The sequence below is a fragment of the Trinickia camelliae genome (genome assembly GCF_053525655.1).
The window spans coordinates 230,744-247,480 of sequence record NZ_JBCHAA010000004.1 but is presented as its reverse complement, the minus strand read 5'-3'; the positions used below and the strand labels follow the sequence as shown (position 1 = coordinate 247,480).

Sequence of the window (16,737 nt, the reverse complement as noted above, 5' to 3'; positions counted from 1 at the left end):
GTCACGGACAAAGAAACGACTGCTTCATGCGCCTTCACAAGCGCCAAACATCAGGCTCGCGCAACTGCCGCCGAACCCGAATGAAATCGACATCGCGTTCTTGATTGCGGCCTCGCGCGAAGTCCGCACGAGCGGCACCCCGGCCGCGAGCGGGTCGAGCGATTCGATGCCCGCACTGCCCGCGATGAAACCGTCGCGCATCATCAAGAGCGTGTAGATCGCCTCGTGCACGCCCGAGGTCGCGAGCGGGTGGCCCGTCAGCGCCTTGATCGACGACAGGGGCGGCAGTTCCGCGCCGAACACCGCCTGCAGCGCGCGCAGTTCTTCGATGTCGCCGAGCGGAGTCGACGGGGCGTGCGTGTTCACGTAGTCCGGCGTCTTGCCTGCTTCGTCGAGCGCGCCGCGAATCGATCGCGCGATGCCCGCCGCCCCCGGCGCCACCATCGCAGCGCCATCGGTGCATTGGCCGAAGCCCGTCAGCTCGGCGTAAATGCGTGCGCCGCGAGTACGCGCGCGCGTGAGCGATTCGAGCACCAGCACGCCCGCGCCCGAGGCGATCACGAAGCCGTCGCGCGCCGTGTCGTAGGGGCGCGACGCGCGCTGCGGCGTGTCGTTGAAGCCGCGCGAAAGCGCGCCCATCGCGTCGAAGTTCAGCGTGTAGTTGTCGTAGAGCTCTTCGCTGCCGCCGGTGAGCACGATCTTCTGACGGCCCGTCTGGATCAGCTGCATGGCTTGCCCGATCGCAAGCGCGGACGTCGTGCATGCCGACGACGGCGAATACGCGACGCCTTCGAGACCGAACAGTTGCGCGACGTTCGCCGATACCGTGCTGCTCATCACCTTGGGCACGGTGTAGGGCGGCGCTTTTTCGACGCCGCGCTCGCGCACGACGGCAAGCGCCGCGTCGTAGGCGGACAGCGCACCGCTTCCCGATCCGATCACGGCGCCCGCATCGGGCGAACGCAATGCATCGGCCGCGAGGCCCGCGTCCTCGACCGCCTTGCGCGCCGCATGAGCCGCAAAGCGCGCGGTATCGCCCATGAAGCGCTCGAACTTGCGCGCGAACGGCGGCTCATCGGCGACCGAGGCTACGCCCGCAACCTGGCTCCCGAAGCCAAGCTCGCGCCATGCGTCAATGCGTGTGATGCCGGATCGGCCCTCGCGCAACGCGCTTGACACCGTATCGAGCGTATTGCCAAGGCACGACACGATCCCCATGCCCGTGACGACGACGCGTTCGAGTTCGCGTGATGCGCTGCGTCTCATTGCACCCGCTTGAAGATCAGCGACGTATTGATCCCGCCGAACGCGAAGTTGTTGCTCATCACGTAGTCTGCGTCGATCGCGCGGCCTTCGCCCACGATGTAATCGAGCGGCGCACAAGCCGGGTCGACGTTCGTCAGGTTCAGCGTCGGCGCGTACCAGTTGCGCTTCATCATCTCGATGGTCCACCACGCCTCGATCGCACCGCACGCGCCGAGCGTGTGGCCGATATAGCTCTTGAGGGAACTGATCGGCATCGACGAGCCGAACACCTGCGCCGTCGCCGCGCTTTCGGCGATGTCGCCGCGATCGGTCGACGTGCCGTGCGCGTTCACGTAGGCGATCGCCGCTGGCGGAAGCCGGGCATCGTCGAGCGCGAACTGCATCGCGCGCGCCATCGTTTCGGAAGTGGGCTGCGTCATGTGGGCGCCGTCCGAGTTGCAGCCGAAACCGACGACCTCCGCGTGAATCGCCGCACCGCGTGCGCGTGCGTGTTCGTACTCTTCGAGCACCAGCGTCGCTGCGCCCTCGCCGACGACGAGGCCGTCGCGCGCCGCGTCGAACGGCCTCGGCGTCAGCTCCGGTTCGTCGTTGCGCGTGCTCGTCGCGTAGAGGGTGTCGAATACGGCGACCGCGGGGCCCGACAGCTCTTCGGCGCCGCCCGCGAGCATCAGCGTCTGCTTGCCGGTCGCGATCGCCTCGTACGCATACCCGATCGCCTGGCTACCCGAAGCGCACGCGCACGAGGTCGGCACGATGCGCCCTTTCAGGTCCCAGAAGAGGCTCACGTTGACGGCCGTCGTGTGCGGCATCATCTGCACGTAGCTGTTGGACGTGACGTCCTGCATCGAACCGGTCTCGAGCATCGTGCCGAACGCGCGGATCGGCTGCACCGAGCCCGACGAAGAACCGTACGCGACGCCCATGCGCCCGTCGGCAATCGACGCGTCGCCGAGCAGTCCCGCATCGGCCAACGCCATCTCGCTCGCGCGCACCGAGTACATCGAGACGAGCCCCATCGATCGCGTCTTCTTGCGCGGATACTCGGGCGGCAGGGTGAACCCGGGCAGCGGACATGCGAGCCGCGTGTGCAGCGACGAGAAGTAATCCCACTCCGGCATGCGGCGCACGGCGTTGCGGCCGCCTTTGAGCGCCGTCTCGATCTCGTCCCACTGATTGCCGATCGGCGTCACGCCGCCCATTCCCGTAATGACGACGCGCTTCATCAGATGATCCCGCCATTCACGCCGAGCACTTGCCGCGTGATGTAGGACGCGGCGTCCGACATCAGGAAGCTCACTGCCGCGGCGACTTCGACCGGCTTGCCGACGCGCGCCATCGGCACGGTCTGCAAGGCGTGATCGAGATGCTCCATTTGCGCGAGCATCTCGGTTTCGATCAAACCGGGGGCAACGCAGTTGACCGTGATGCGGCGCGAGGCCAGTTCGACGGCGAGCGCCTTGGTCGCGCCGATCAAGCCGGCCTTCGCGGCGCTGTAGTTGACCTGCCCGCGATTGCCCATCACCCCCGAAACGGACGCGATCGTCACGATCCGCCCGCCCGCTTTCGCACGCACCATCGGCATCGTGAGCGGATGCACGACGTTGTAGAAACCGTCGAGGCCCGTTTCGAGCACGGCGTCCCAATCGTCGTCGGTCAGGGCCGGAAATGCTGCGTCGCGCGTCAGGCCCGCGCACAGCACGATGCCGTAGTACGCGCCGTGCGCGGCGACATCGGCCTGCAATTGCTCGCGGCACGCAGCGCGGTCGCGCACGTCGAATTGCAGCACGCGCGCGCTGCCGCCTTGCGCGGCGATTCCGTCCGCGACGGCGTCGGCCTCGGTGCGGCCGCTCCTGCAATGCACCGACACGGCAAAGCCGTCGGCGGCGAGTTGATACGCAATCGCGCGGCCGATGCCGCGGCTTGCGCCGGTAACGAGAACGCGGCGGCTCATTAAGCGAAGCCTCCCGCCGGGCCGCCCCAAGGGAGGCTTCGCCCCCTCGGGGGGCAGTGAACGTAAGTGAACGTGGGGGTCATAGACTCTTCCCTTCGATGAATGCTTGAAAATCGGTCGGCTGGAATACCTTGATGACGGCTTGCGCGAGGCGCTGGCCGTCCGCGGTGTCGATCGTGCATTGGTAGGCGCCGTGGCCTTCGGCGCTGCGCAACAGTTCCATCGCGTGGACGTCGAGTTGCGTGTCGCGCGCAAACGCCGGCGTCAGCGCTTCGTACTTGCTCGAGCCGAGCAGCACGCCCGGTCGCGCCCTGCCGCCCGCGCGCATCGCCACGAGACCGACGTGCGCGGCGATCGCCTGCGCCATCAGCTCGATGCCGATCCAAGCCGGCATCGCACCGTTCGCATCCGCGTACCAAGCGCCAGCGTCGACGCGCGCACGCACCGTGACGCTCGTGTCGCCGCAAGCGAGCACCGCGTCTGTCAGCAGCATCGTGCCGCGATGCGGCAGCACCTCTTCGATCGGCGGAAAGACCATGTCCGCCCAGTGTTGCGCGTGTTCCATCGTCGTGCTCATGACACCTTCAACGCCCCAGAACGAGGCTGACATTGCTGCCGCCGAATGCGAACGAGTTGCTCATCACGTATTGGTCCGGCGCCAGGCGCCGTTCGTCTTCGATCAGATCGAGCGCCGGCAAAGCCGGGTCGGCGTCGCCGTCCCATAGGTGACGCGGCAGCGCGACATCGTCGCGCGCAAGCGTGAGCCAGGCGAATGCAAGCTCGGTGGCCCCAGCCGCGCCGAGCGTGTGTCCCGTGAGCGGCTTCGTGCCGCTTGCGGGAACGCCCCGCGGAAATACGCGGGCCATCAGATGCGCTTCCATCTCGTCGTTCTTGCGCGTGGCAGTGGCGTGCAGATTCACGTAGCCGATCGCCGACGCGTCGATGCCGCTGTCGGCCAACGCCGCGCGCAACGCGATTTCGCCGCCAGCGCCTGCCGGATCGGGCGCCGAGATGTGATGCGCGTCGCTCGATTCGCCCGCGCCCGCGAGCCGCACGGGTCCCTCTTCACGGCTCATCAAAAAGAGCGCGGCCCCCTCCCCGACGTTGATGCCGGCGCGATTGCGGCTCATCGGGTTGATGCGCGCCGCGCTCGTCGATTCGAGCGAAGCAAAGCCCTGCACGGTCAGCTCGCAAAGCGAATCGACACCGCCGACGATCACGGCATCGCACAGCTTCAGTTGCAGGAGACGCCGCGCGGAGACGAACGCCTTCGCGCTCGACGTACAGGCGGTGGAAATCGTGAACGCCGGCCCTTTGACACCGAGCACGGCGGCGGCAAACGGCGCGGCGGTGCCGATCTCCATCTGCACGTAGTCGAACGGCGCACGCAGCGGCACGCTTGCCGACGCGTTAGCGTTAGCGCTCGCTTGCCGCGCAAGCGCGGCTTCCGCGGACCCGACGCCCGACGTGCTCGTACCCAGCACGACGCCGATGCGCTGCGCGCCATAGCGCTCGCACGCTTGGCCGACCGCGCCGTGGATCTGCGCGAGTGCGGCCAGCAGCAAGCGATTGTTGCGGCAGTCATAGCGGGCGAGATGCGCGGGCGGTGCGATATCGAGCAACGCCATTGCACGGCCGACGTAAGGACCGCCTTCCGCGGTCAAGCCCATCCCCGCAGCTTCGCCTGACGCGAGACCACGCACCACGGCGTCGACATCGGCGCCGAGCGCGTTCACGATGCCCAACGCGTGCAGATAGACGTGAGACGAATTCATGCGCCCTCCCTCACTCGCGACTCAACTTGCGCTTCGGCCTGGGGCTGCCGCGGCATGCCGATCGGCGCGAGCAAAACCGATACGGCGATGCCGAGCGCGAGCGTCGCGCCGAAGCTCTTCAGCACCGGCATCGAGCTCATGCCGAGCAGTCCGAACGACAGGAGCGTGGTGCACGCGGACAGCACCACGCCCGTCCACACCGCGCCGAGATCGGCGCGCTCGCGAGCGCAGCCTTCGCGGAGGAACACGGCATAGTTCGCGCCCACGCCAAGCACGAGCATCAGCGCGAGCCAATTGAAGAGATTGAGCGGCACGCCCGCATAGCCGAACGCGGCGAACGTGACGCCCACGGCAAGCAGAACCGGCAGCGTCACCGCGATGCCACCGCGCACGCCGTAGCGGCCCATCAGCAGCAAGGTCACGAGCGCAAGCGCACCGGCGAGCCACCAACCGCTATCGACGCGGTACTCACCGAAGAGACGCGACACGCTCGCCGCCTTGTCGACGAACGTGACGCCGGGCAACGTATGCGCCAACGCGGTGAGCGCGGGCAATTGCGCATCGGTCGCGCCGAGCGGCATCACGATCACCGCATAGCCGGGCTTGTCCGCGTGCGTCGCGCCGAGCCACAAATGCCGATACGGCTGCGACCATGGTGTCGCGAGCCAGCGCTCGACGGTCAGCGGCGCGGCGTCCGCCTGCGCGTAGGTACCGAACGCATCGAGATAGCGTGCAGCGACATCGTCGCGAAAGCCGGCCTGCGCGAGCGTCGCCTGCAAGGCCGGGCGATCGGCGAACACGCGGCTCGCCAGCAACGCGCGGTCGGCGGCCTGTTGCTTCGCCGACGGCACGAACTGCGTCACCGATTGCCAGCCGGAGAGGCGCACGCCGCCGACCGGCCGATCGAGCGCGGCGCCCAGCGCTTCCGCGCGCTCCAGCACTTGCTCGGGCGTGGCGCCCTGCACGACGAAGAACTGCGCGCCGCTGTCGACGCCGATCGCCGCGCGCACCTCGTTTTCCTGCGCGGCGAGGCCGGGATCGCGCTGGACCAGCAAATGAATGTCGTCATCGCTCGTCAGACGCAGCCAGCCCGGCGCGGCCACGGCAACGACAAGCGCCGCCACGCCCCACGCGCGCCGGCCGCCGAGCGCCGCATGCCAGCCGCGCACGAGGCGCTCGGCCCCGGCAAACAAATGCCGCGGCGCACGCTTCGGGCCATCGATGAGCATCGAGGGCAACAGCCACATCACCGACGCGAACGCCGTGCCGATTCCCGCGATCGCGAAGCACGCGATCTGCTTGAGCGCCGGAAACGGCACCCACGCGAGAATCGCGTAGCCGAGCAGACTCGTTGCGAGCGCGACCGTGAGCGCGGGCCGCACTTCGCGTGCGCCGCGCCGCGCATCCCAGTCGCGCCCCGAGCTCAGATAGAGCACGAAGTACTGAATCGAATAGTCGACCGCCTCGCCGATCAGGCTCGCGCCGAACACGAGCGTGAGCAGATGCAGCTTGCCGAACACCAGCATCGTGACGGCGAGCGCGCACACGACGCCGATCGCGGTCGAAACGAAGCCGAGGACGATCAGGCGCGGCGAACGGAAGATCCACAGCATCAGGAGTGCAATGCCGCACACAGACACGATGCCGATCCAATGCACCTCGCGTTCCGATGCGCTGCGCGCCGCGTCCGCATAAAAGACCGCGCCCGCTTTCGCGACATGCACGTCGGGCAGCGCGCGCTCGAGTTCGCCAACACCCTGCGCCACAGCGGCGCGCACGGCCGTTTGCGTCTTCGTTTCGTACGCGGAACCCGGCAGCGTCGCCGTGACGAGCACGCTCGTCGACTCGCCGCGATGGACGACGAGCAGGTTGTCTTCGATCTCCAGATTCGTCGTCGCGAGCGGCAGCCCGGCCAGCCAATGTTGGAGCCAGCCGAACGGATCGTCGGCGAGCGGCACGGCGAGCCCCGTTTGCACGGGATTGAACAGGCGCTGCGCAAGCAGTGCCGACTGAGAAGCGGAGCCGTCGGCGAGCGCGGCGCGGTCGCTGGCGGCGAGCAGGCTGAACCGGTATGGCAGATAGAAACGCGTGATCTGCGCCATGTCGAACGGTGGCAGCTCGGCCAGCACGCTGCCGAACGCTCCGCTTGCCGCCAGCGACGCGCCGAGGCGCCGCGCGCCCGCTTTCGCGTGTTCGGCGTCGCGGCTCGTGACGAGAAACACCGTGCGCTCCCCTAAGGCGGACGCGAGCGCATCGACGGCCTGCTCGGCGACAGGGTCCGCTTCGGTCGGCGGCAACAGCGCGAGCAAATTCGTCTGCAGCGGCGACGGTCCTGCAAAGCGCCACGCGCAATAGAGCGCGGCGGCGAGCGCGAGGGCAAGCCACGCGAGGCGGATGCCCCACCTGCCGCTTGCCGAGTGGCGCTTCACGACGTCCATCAGTTCGCTCCGAACAGCGCGCGCTCGGCGCTCGAGGGTTCCGCGACGGCCGCGTTATTGGTGAAGTCGATTCGCGTGGCGTCGCCGTTCGCCGAGGTGATCGTCAGCGTCTGCAGGAAATCGCCGCCGGCCATCCGCAAGCCTTTCAGCATCTGCGCGAGCTGCGGCTGGTTCGGCGTCAGCTGCATCTGCCATTGCTTCGGCGTGCCGCTTGCCGTCACGTCGAACTGCGAATAGAGGGCGGACAAGTCGCCGCCCAGCATCGCGCGAATCATCCGCGACACCTGCGCGGCGCCACCCGCACTGCGCGCCGCGCGCGCGATGCGCTTACCGTTGGCATCGATTTCGGTCACGCCGCTGTCGCTGATCACATACGTCGTGCGGATCGGCGAGTCGATTTGCCAGATCACGCCGCGCTCGCGCATGAAGAGCAGCGTGCCCGTGCTGACGAGCGGCGCTCTCAGCGCGGCAAGCGTCTGCGTCTGCTTGAACTGCGCGCGAATGCCGGGCGCTTGCGCAAGATGCGCGGCGATCTGCGACACGAGGCGCGCATCGTCGGAGGGCGATGCGGCTTGAGCGGATCGCAGCAGTGAGACATTGGCCACGCAAAGCGCCGCGCTCAGCACGATGCCCACCGCCGCGAACCGTTTCAGCTTCGTCAGGACCATGCGCGCTCCAGCTTGTCGAAGACCACGGGCGGCGACACGAACTGCAGCTCCTGCGTCTTGATGCAAACGGCGACCTGGATCGTGTAGCCCTTCGTCAGGCGCTCGCCAGATGCGCAGTCGACGATCTGATAGCCGATCTTCAAGCGGTTCTCGTATTCGAGCAGTTCCGTGCGGACTTCGATGGCCTGTCCATAGGTCGCCGGGCGCACGTACTTCAGGTGCGCTTCGACGATCGGCCATAGATAGCCGGACGCCTGCATCTCGGGATAGTCGTAGTCGAAGGCGCGCAGCAAAGCGGCGCGGCCGATCTCGAAGTACTTGAGGTAGTGCCCATGCCAGCAGACGTTCATCGCATCGACGTCATGAAACGGCACTTCGACGCGCGCGCTCGCCCGCAGGGTTCGGGTTGACGATGTCATCTCAGCCCCCACCGCCGACGTCAGCGGCCAAGTCGCAATCGGCGATCAGCGCCGTCAACGCTCGCAGATCCGCTTCGAGCGGCCGGTCCTCGTCGACGAACGCCGACACCGCCGTCACCCGCTCGGCGAAACCGGTGAGCGGCGCGGGCACCGCCGCGGTCTTGGTCGTCGCAAGGCGCAAACGCATGCCCTGCACCGCCGCGAGCGTATGCGCCGCGGCGACCTGCTCGGTCAGTTCGAGCACGCGCAGGCAGTCGCGCGCGGCAATCGTGCCCATGCTCACCTTGTCCTGGTTGTGGGCTTCGGTCGAGCGCGAGAATACGCTCGCCGGCATCGTCAGCTTCAGCGCCTCGGCCGTCCATGCCGACGACGAGATCTGCACGGCCTTGAAGCCGTGGTTGATCGGCGCACGCTCGGCCGTTGCGCCCGACAGGTTGCGCGGCAGACCGTTATTGAACTTGTCGTCGACGATGAGCGCGAGCTGCCGGTCCATCAGGTCCGCGAGATTCGCGATCGCGGTCTTCAGCGCGTCCATCGCGAAAGCGATATGGCCGCCGTAGAAGTTGCCGCCGTGCAGCACGCGCTCGCCGTCCGGGTCGATGAGCGGATTGTCGTTCGCACTGTTCAGCTCATTCTCGATATCGCGGCGCACCCACGTCAGCGCATCGCGCGCGACGCCAATCACATGCGGCGCGCAGCGGATCGAGTAGCGGTCTTGCAAGCGCTGGCCGGGCGTGTCGTCGCGGCCGGCCAGGTCCGCGCGAATCCACGCGGCGGCTTCGGCCTGCCCCGCGTGCGGCTTCGCATCGAAGATCAGCGCATCGAAATGCGCGGCGCGGCCGTCGAGCGCGACGGTGCACAGTGCCGTAAGACGCGCGGCGAGGCGCGTCAGATGATCGGCGCGGGCGAAGGCAAGACAGGCGAGACCCGTCATCACCGCCGTGCCGTTCATCAGCGCGAGCCCTTCTTTCGGGGCGAGCGTGAGCGGCGCGTGGCCGAGCTCGGCCCACACGTCCTGCGCGTCGCGCAAGCGTCCTTCGAACAGGACTTCGCGCTCGCCGACGAGCGCCGCCGCCACATACGAAAGCGGCGTCAGGTCCCCGCTCGCGCCGACCGAGCCTTCGGCCGGAATGCGCGGCAGGATGCGCCGGTTGAGCAGATCGGCGAGACGCTCGAGCAGCACGCCGCGCACGCCCGAGTAGCCGTGCGCGAGCGAGTTCAACCGCGCCGCGATGACGGCGAGCGTCTCCGCAGGCTCGAGATAGCGGCCCATTCCGCAGCCGTGATAGCGCGTGAGTTGCAGCGGCAACGCCTCGACGAGCTCGGGCGGCACGCCGACCACGCACGCGTCGCCATAGCCGGTGTTGACGCCATACACGGTCGCGCCGTCGGCGAGCCGCTTGCGCAGGAATTCGGCGCCGCGTTCGATGCGCGCGCGCCAGGCAGCGTCGTCTGAAAGCGCGACCGATGCGCGCTGCCCGGCGATCTCGACGACGTCTTCAATCGTCAAGCGGCGATTGCCGATCACGACGGGCTGCTCGGCGAGCACGGCCTGTACCCCCTCGCGGACATTCAGATCATGTTCGGCCATGCACGCCCCCGCCGGGCCGCGCCCAGAAATCGAAAAAGTTGAACCATTGGAATGGCGCCTTGCGGCAGAAATATTCGAGCCGGTCCGCGTAGCGCTGCGCGTGCGCCGCGAGGTGCTGCGCGCGGTCGCGGCGTGGCAAGTCGATGCGCTCGGCGAAGTGCTCGAAATAGACGGTGTAGCGGCCCTGCTCTTTCAAGCAGAAGAAAAGATAGACCGGACAACCCAACGCGTGCGCAAGCACATACGGCCCTTGCGCGAACGCAGCAGGCTCGCCCAGAAAGTGCGCGAGGGTCGTGCGGCCCGATTCATGCGCAGGCACCCGGTCGCCGACGATCACGAGCAATTCGCCCGCGTCGATGCGTTGCTTCATCAGCACCGCCGTCTCCGGACCGAAGTCGCTGACTTCGAGCAGCCGCACCGAAAAATCCTTGTTCGCGGCGGCGAGCACGCTGTTGAAGCGCTTGGCATGCTCGGTATAGACGATCGCCGTCACCTTCGAATGCGCGCCGCGCACGGCGAGCGCGCGCATCATCTCGAGGTTGCCGAGATGCGCCCCGATCACGAGCGCGCCGCGCCCGCTCGCAGCGAGCGCGTCGAACGGCTCAGGATCGTCGAAGGCGATGTCGCTTTGCGTCACGCGCCCGGACCATGCGGCAAGCTTGTCGAGCCCCGAGCGCGCGAACGCGAACATTTGCCGGTAGGCCGAGAGCCAGCCCGGGCGCGGCGTGCCGCCCCGCGGCGAGGCCTGCGCGAGACGCACGAAATAACGATGCGACTCGGCGCGGGCGGCGCGGCCCGTCAACAGGAAGTAGGCCACGATGGGATGCAGCCACAGCGCGGTCACGCGCATACCGAAGACTTTGCAGGAGAGCGCGAGCAGCGTCATGCCGAGGCGGCTGCCGCGCTCGGCAATGCGCCACCAGGGTTTGATCGGTGCGCTCGCATTCGCGCTCATACTCGCGCTCGCTTCTGCCGGATGCGGATGCGGCAGCGCCGGCGCGGCCCGCAACGGCCGCAGCTTGTGCGCGAGCAGCACCGGCAAACGCAACAGCATCCCCGCGACAAGCCGCGTATGGCTCTTGCTGATCCGCACGTTGTCGCGCACGACGTCGAAGTGCGATACGCCGCCGGCTGCATAGGTCACGCGCGTCGGTATCGATAGAAACCGCACGCGCCGCCACGACAAGCGCACCAGAATTTCGATGTCGAAATCCATGCGCGTCGGCAGCCGGACCGAATCGATCAACGCGCAGGCCGTCGCGAGCGGATAGATCCGAAAGCCGCACATCGAATCGCGAATCTCGAACGACAGCGTTTCGATCCAGACCCACACATGCGTCAAGTAACGCCCGTATAGACGCGCCTTCGGCACGCTCGCGTCGTAGACGGGACGGCCGAGGACAACCGCCTCCGGATCGGCGCTCGCGGCCGCGATGAAACGCGGTACGTCGGCCGCGTCGTGCTGGCCGTCGGCATCGATCTGCAACGCGTGCGAGAAGCCTGCCGCATGCGCGGCGCGCAGCCCCGCCATCACCGCCGCGCCTTTGCCGCCGTTGACGGGCAGGCGCAACAGCGTCAGTTGCGGCCGGTACTGCTGCGCGAGACCGGCCAGCACGGCTTGCGTCGCCACGTCGCTGCCGTCGTCGACGACGAAGATCGGCAGCCCGTGCACCGCGAGGCCGGCAACGGTCGCGCCGATCGCGTCCTTGTGGTTGTAGATCGGGATGACGACACACGCGTTGATGCTCATGGGCGTCCTCCGCACACGAACACGCCCGACGCGCATTCGCGCTCGCCAAGCCGGTACGCGAAGCGCACGCGGCCTCGCGCGGCGTCGGGTGCGAGCGTCAGTTGCAGCATTGCGCCGGGCGGCGCCGGGGCCATGAACTTGAGGCGATCGATCGAGGCGATGTCGCGCACACCCTCGACGTGCTCGGCCGCCAGCCTCATCGCCCAGTCGATCTGCACGACACCGGGCAGAATCGCGAGGCCCGGGAAGTGACCCGCGAAATGAACCAGCGTCGGCGGCACACGCAGGTCGTAGTGAAGCGCGCCGCCGTGTCTCACCTGAGCGAGCACTTCGACGCCCTCTTCACGCGCGTCGAACACGGCGGCGACGGCCGCCGCGGGCAGCTTGCCGCGCGCATCGAACGGCAGCGCGGCGTGAAACCGCCAGCGGCGCGGCAGCACGACCGCATCGGCATAAGCGGCCAGGTGCCGGCGCAAGACCTTCGCGAGCGCCACGCGCCCTTGCGCGCAGAACGCCTCGCTGCCGGCTTCGTTCAGCACGACGAGCGCGCCGAGCCGATCGCGCGACGCGCCTCGCAACGGCGTCAGCACCGCTTGCGCCACGAACGGATGACGCACGAGCTGCGCTTCGATCTCGGGCAACGACACGCGCTTGCCGTCGAGCTTGACGACGCGATCGAGCCGCCCTAGCAGGCGAAAGCGGCCGTCTTCGCCGACGAGAATCGCGTCGTCCGTGCGATGCCAACCGTCGTGTCCGAGATGCGGCGAGCGCACCGCCAGCGCGCCGTCGTCTTCGCGCCGAATGTCGATGCCGCGCAAGGGCTGCCAAGCGTCCGAATCGTCCTGCCGGCGCCACGCAATGCCGCCTGTCTCCGTGCTGCCGAAGATCTCGATGGGTGCACCGCCGTATTGGCGGGAATAGACCAGCGCCGCCTCTGCGGCAAGCGGGCCGCCCGACGAAAAGAACACGCACGGCGCCGGCGCGAGCGTGTCGAACCCCGCCAGCTGCGGCCAGCGCGCAAGCTGGGCGGGACTGGAGACAACCGCCCCCGCGCCGCAAAGCGCGAGACGCCCCGCCAGTTGATGCGGCTCGGCACAGGTCGCCCGATCGAACGCGCGCCCTGCCGCGAGCGGCCACATCACGCGAAACAGGAGCCCATAGATATGGTGATGCGGCACGCTCGCGAGCATCGTCGCTGCGCCGATCAATGCGCCCCACTGCTTATCGAGCGTGTGAACCTCGGCATCGAATTGCGCGAGCGTCTTCCTGATGGGCTTGGGTGCTCCGCTGCTGCCGGACGTGTACAACGTGAGCGGGGCGAACGGATCGATCGGCAGCGCATCGCGCGCGGAATCGGCTGCGTTACCGCCCGTCGCAGGAAGAGCGCTCAAGTCCGCATCGGTGACGATGGCGTCGTACGCATCGGCCAGCGCGGCGAGATAGCCTGGATTCGAACTCGCCGGAATCACGGGTTCCTTGCCGCAAGCGAAGAGCGCGAAGAGCGCGCACGCGAAATCGAACGGATCGTCGATGCACAAGGCCACGCGCTGTGCGGACCGCTCGCGCAGCATCGCGACGCAAGCGCGTACGCGCGTGTCGAAAGCGGCGAAATCGAGGACTGCGCTGCCGTCGGCGCACACGGGCGTGCGGCCGTCGCGAGGCACGGCCAGCAAATCGTGCAACGCGATCATGCGGCTTCCCCGGCGAGCAGCGATCGATGACGAGCGTGGCGGCCGTTCATAGCGCCTCCGAGCCCGCTGCCATCGCTGGCTTTTTCGGCAAGACGAACACATGCCGCCAGACGATTTCGCCGCCAATAAGCGCGCCGATAATCAGATAGGCCACGACACCGTTATAAAGCGCCCACGCCGCACGCGCCCCGCACCATGCCAGATAAGCCGAAACGGCGCCGTTCGCCACGAAGAACGCGCACCAGATCTTAGTCATGCGCCGCGTATGCTGCACCTGCCGCGCGCTGAGCTCGGGATGACGCAGCCGCGCGAATTTCTCGATCATGGTCGGGCCGCCGCTGAGCGTCGCGGCAAAAGCCGCGAGAAGGCCCGCGTTCACCAGCGTCGGATAGAGACGCAGCAGCAACTCGCTGCCAGTCAGCGCGATCGCCGCGCATGCGCAGGAGAGCGCCGCCGCGACGCTCCAATCGAGTGCCGTCAGCCGGCGCAGCATCGCCGCGACGCTGCCCGCGCCGACCCAGCGCTGCAGCCAGAGCAAGGCGAGGAGCGCGACCCCGAGGTACCGCGTCATGTCGTAGCGCCACGCGGCGAAAAACATGAGCGGATACGCGAGTTTCAATGCGACTTGCGCGGTCACACGAGCGCCACGGCGCAGCGCGCTTGGCCCGCCCGGCGCGGCTGGTGTCGATGCCGACATGCGCGTCAAGCCGCGAGCAGCGACTCGACCGCGCCGATCACATCGCCGACGGTACGCACCTGCTTGAATTCTTCCGGCTTGATGCGGCGTCCGGTCATCTCTTGCAGCTTGATCGCCAGATCGACTGCGTCGATGCTGTCGAGATCGAGGTCTTCGAACAGATGTGCCTCAGGCGTCACGCGCTCCGGCTCGATCGCGAAGTTTTCCTTGAAGATGGCGCGAATGCGCTCAAGAATCTCTGCGTCCGTCACGTTCTATTCCCCTTGCGTTTCGATATTGCTGTCTGCATCGGCGAGTTCGCGCTGGCTTTGCACGAACGCGGCGAGCGTGGCGATCGAGCGGAAATGCTCGCGCGTGCGCTCGTCGTTGGCGGCAATGGCCAACTGATAGCGGTTGCGCAGCATGATGCCGATTTCGAGCGCGTCGATCGAATCGAGGCCGACGCCGTCGGTGCTGAAAAGCGGGGCGTCGTCGTCGATGTCGGCCGGGCTCAGGTCTTCCAAATCGAGCGCCTCTATCAGCAGCTGTTTAATTTCTAGTTTTAACGAATCCATGTTCGAACAAGTGCTCGGTGATGTGGGCTTCTACTGCGTGGGTAACGGTGCGGGCCGCCAGCGCGGGCGGCGCGTTCGCCGCCGCAAGACGCTCGAGCGCGAGCGGCTCGAGCACGGCGACGCGCATGCGAAAACGTCGCGGCGGCACGTCGTACCAGCGCATCGCTTTCGTGAATGCGGGTGGATCGCAATCCATCAGGACCGGCAGAATCGGGATCCCAGCCTTCAACGCCATATGAGCGAAGCCGCGTGAAAACGGATGCAGGCGATCGCGCGCAGGGCTGCGCGTGCCCTCGGGGAACACGATCATCGTGTAGCCAGCCGCAAGCTGGCGCGACCCAGCTTCGACGAGCTCGGCGGGATCGGCGTTGCTCACGTATTGAGCCGCACGCACGATGCCCCAGAAGCAGGGGTTGCCCCAGTGCGCGTTCTTGACGACGCAACACGCGCGCGGCGTCAACGCGAGGAGCACCACCACGTCGAGATAGGTGGGGTGATTGGCGACGACGATCGCAGGACCGCTCGCGCGCAGCGCTTCGGCCCCCTTCACGTCGAGTTCCATCACGCCGATCACTTGCAGCACGGCGACCAGCGCGCGGAAGAACTTGTGGATCAACAGCGTGACTGCAAGCTGGCGCGACGCCCGATGCGGCCACAAGCAAGCGATCGGAAAGATGAGGATCGAAAAGAAGACGCCGCACACGCCGAACACGACGAAGGCGAGCGCGGTTGCGATGAGCCGCCAGTGGTAATCGAGCCGCGCGCCGATTCCGCGGGCCGCCCCATCGACCGAATCGCCGCGCAGGGTGTTCGGGATATCGTGATTCATGCCCCGGCTCCCTGCCACGCCCAGTGCCACGTGCGGCCCGCGCTTTCGCTTTGCCACGCGCCGTGCGCGTGTTGCGTCATGCAATGGAGAACTGCTGCGCATTGCGTGGCAAAACGCGACGTCGGCGATGCCTGCGCGCCCTCCTCGATCGTGCATGCGAAGCGCGCCGACGCGACGGCATCGATCAGGATCGCGAGCGCTCCGCCGTCGATTTCATCGGGCACCGGACCGTAGACGGCAGCCGCGGGCTCGTCTGCATAGACCACAAGCACGGGCGTCGACGGATCGCTTTCGTATTGCGCATGCGCTTCGAGCAGCGCATAGCCGAGCGTTTCCGCTCCCGACGAGATCGCAGTCGCCGCGGTTCGATCGCCGCGCCCGATGCCAAAGACACCGGTCACCGCATTGAGCACGGAAAGGCTGAAAGCCGTCGGCGACACGGACCGGCTTGCGGTGATATCGCCCAAGATGTCGCCCGTGCGGCGCAATTCACCGTGCCGCGACGCGAACACAACGCGCACTTCGCGATATTCGCCGACGCAGTCGTGCGCGACCTTGAGCGCCATTTTCGAAAGCGAACTCAGGCGACGGCGTACGAGCGGGTCGATAAAACTGATATCGGGTGTCGCGGCGGCGGCGGGCCATGATGACCAGCGAGCAACCGGAATCGTCCAGTGCAAATCGGGCATAACGGTGTTCGCGTTCGAATGATGGTGGCCCATTGGACGGCCAGTCGCCATGCGAGACAAAGCGAACGGTCATTTATCCCGAACGCGCGACGCGCAAGTCAACCCGGATTGGTCCAGTCTTGTTTTAGGTATCGTTGTTAACGGCAGAATGCCGTTGTTTATTGAGGGTTGACTGCTCTTTTACTTCAATTGCTTTGGGCATCCCCCGAAGCCCGTCGGCATATTACTTAAATTTATGTCGCAAAAACAGTGCGTTAACCGCGTTCGTATCTTTTGTGCGACGCGTTAATTCTGGCCGTATCTTCTAAAACCTGCTGAAGTGCATTTTCTTTTGTAGATCAACGCGATTTTGTCCGCCTGACAGTTCTGGATTATCTTTCAATTAAACTACAACGCACCACAGATACCCGTGGCGCATA

At 66.9% G+C, this 16,737-nt stretch carries 16 protein-coding genes; all 16 read right to left on the bottom strand.

What is annotated here, in order from left to right; all coding sequences use genetic code 11:
• Positions 1-24 precede the first annotated feature (24 nt).
• On the bottom strand, positions 25-1,266 hold the full coding sequence (locus tag AAHK20_RS09465; protein ID WP_449181194.1) for a beta-ketoacyl-[acyl-carrier-protein] synthase family protein: 1,242 nt from the start codon (positions 1,264-1,266) through the stop codon (positions 25-27).
• Complete coding sequence (locus tag AAHK20_RS09460) at positions 1,263-2,489, bottom strand: beta-ketoacyl-ACP synthase (protein ID WP_449181193.1); 1,227 nt, start codon at positions 2,487-2,489, stop codon at positions 1,263-1,265. The genes AAHK20_RS09465 and AAHK20_RS09460 overlap by 4 nt, the downstream gene beginning before the upstream one ends.
• Positions 2,489-3,217, bottom strand: coding sequence for a 3-ketoacyl-ACP reductase FabG2 (locus AAHK20_RS09455; RefSeq protein ID WP_449181192.1), 729 nt, complete (start codon positions 3,215-3,217; stop codon positions 2,489-2,491). The genes AAHK20_RS09460 and AAHK20_RS09455 overlap by 1 nt, the downstream gene beginning before the upstream one ends.
• Positions 3,218-3,296: 79 nt before the next feature.
• A complete protein-coding gene (locus tag AAHK20_RS09450; protein ID WP_449181191.1) occupies positions 3,297-3,794 on the bottom strand; it encodes a hotdog family protein in 498 nt (165 codons plus the stop codon).
• Between the two features lie 7 nt (positions 3,795-3,801).
• On the bottom strand, positions 3,802-4,992 hold the full coding sequence (locus AAHK20_RS09445) for a beta-ketoacyl-[acyl-carrier-protein] synthase family protein (protein ID WP_449181190.1): 1,191 nt from the start codon (positions 4,990-4,992) through the stop codon (positions 3,802-3,804).
• Positions 4,989-7,430: an MMPL family transporter gene (locus AAHK20_RS09440; RefSeq protein WP_449181189.1), complete on the bottom strand. Its 2,442-nt coding sequence runs from the start codon at positions 7,428-7,430 to the stop codon at positions 4,989-4,991. The genes AAHK20_RS09445 and AAHK20_RS09440 overlap by 4 nt, the downstream gene beginning before the upstream one ends.
• Entirely contained in the window at positions 7,430-8,098 is a 669-nt protein-coding gene (locus AAHK20_RS09435) for a LolA family protein (RefSeq protein ID WP_449181188.1), read from the bottom strand. The genes AAHK20_RS09440 and AAHK20_RS09435 overlap by 1 nt, the downstream gene beginning before the upstream one ends.
• A complete protein-coding gene (locus AAHK20_RS09430) occupies positions 8,089-8,517 on the bottom strand; it encodes an acyl-CoA thioesterase (RefSeq protein ID WP_449181187.1) in 429 nt (142 codons plus the stop codon). The genes AAHK20_RS09435 and AAHK20_RS09430 overlap by 10 nt, the downstream gene beginning before the upstream one ends.
• A gap of 1 nt (position 8,518) precedes the next feature.
• The gene (locus tag AAHK20_RS09425; protein ID WP_449181186.1) at positions 8,519-10,108 is read right to left on the bottom strand and encodes an HAL/PAL/TAL family ammonia-lyase; all 1,590 of its coding nucleotides are present in this window, start codon (positions 10,106-10,108) and stop codon (positions 8,519-8,521) included.
• A complete protein-coding gene (locus AAHK20_RS09420; RefSeq protein ID WP_449181185.1) occupies positions 10,095-11,858 on the bottom strand; it encodes a glycosyltransferase family 2 protein in 1,764 nt (587 codons plus the stop codon). Before AAHK20_RS09420 ends, AAHK20_RS09425 begins: the two co-directional genes overlap by 14 nt.
• Positions 11,855-13,549 carry an ApeI family dehydratase gene (locus AAHK20_RS09415; protein WP_449181184.1) on the bottom strand — a complete coding sequence of 565 codons (1,695 nt, stop codon included), beginning with the start codon at positions 13,547-13,549 and terminating at the stop codon, positions 11,855-11,857. The genes AAHK20_RS09420 and AAHK20_RS09415 overlap by 4 nt, the downstream gene beginning before the upstream one ends.
• Before the next feature lie 46 nt (positions 13,550-13,595).
• Entirely contained in the window at positions 13,596-14,246 is a 651-nt protein-coding gene (locus AAHK20_RS09410; RefSeq protein ID WP_449181183.1) for a COG4648 family protein, read from the bottom strand.
• A gap of 5 nt (positions 14,247-14,251) precedes the next feature.
• The gene (locus AAHK20_RS09405) at positions 14,252-14,497 is read right to left on the bottom strand and encodes an acyl carrier protein (protein WP_137333423.1); all 246 of its coding nucleotides are present in this window, start codon (positions 14,495-14,497) and stop codon (positions 14,252-14,254) included.
• A gap of 3 nt (positions 14,498-14,500) precedes the next feature.
• Positions 14,501-14,800 carry a phosphopantetheine-binding protein gene (locus AAHK20_RS09400; RefSeq protein WP_449181182.1) on the bottom strand — a complete coding sequence of 100 codons (300 nt, stop codon included), beginning with the start codon at positions 14,798-14,800 and terminating at the stop codon, positions 14,501-14,503.
• Positions 14,775-15,569, bottom strand: a complete 795-nt coding sequence (locus AAHK20_RS09395) for a lysophospholipid acyltransferase family protein (protein ID WP_449181344.1) — start codon at positions 15,567-15,569, stop codon at positions 14,775-14,777. Before AAHK20_RS09395 ends, AAHK20_RS09400 begins: the two co-directional genes overlap by 26 nt.
• 56 nt (positions 15,570-15,625) lie before the next feature.
• Positions 15,626-16,318 carry a beta-ketoacyl synthase chain length factor gene (locus AAHK20_RS09390; protein ID WP_449181181.1) on the bottom strand — a complete coding sequence of 231 codons (693 nt, stop codon included), beginning with the start codon at positions 16,316-16,318 and terminating at the stop codon, positions 15,626-15,628.
• Positions 16,319-16,737 lie beyond the last annotated feature (419 nt).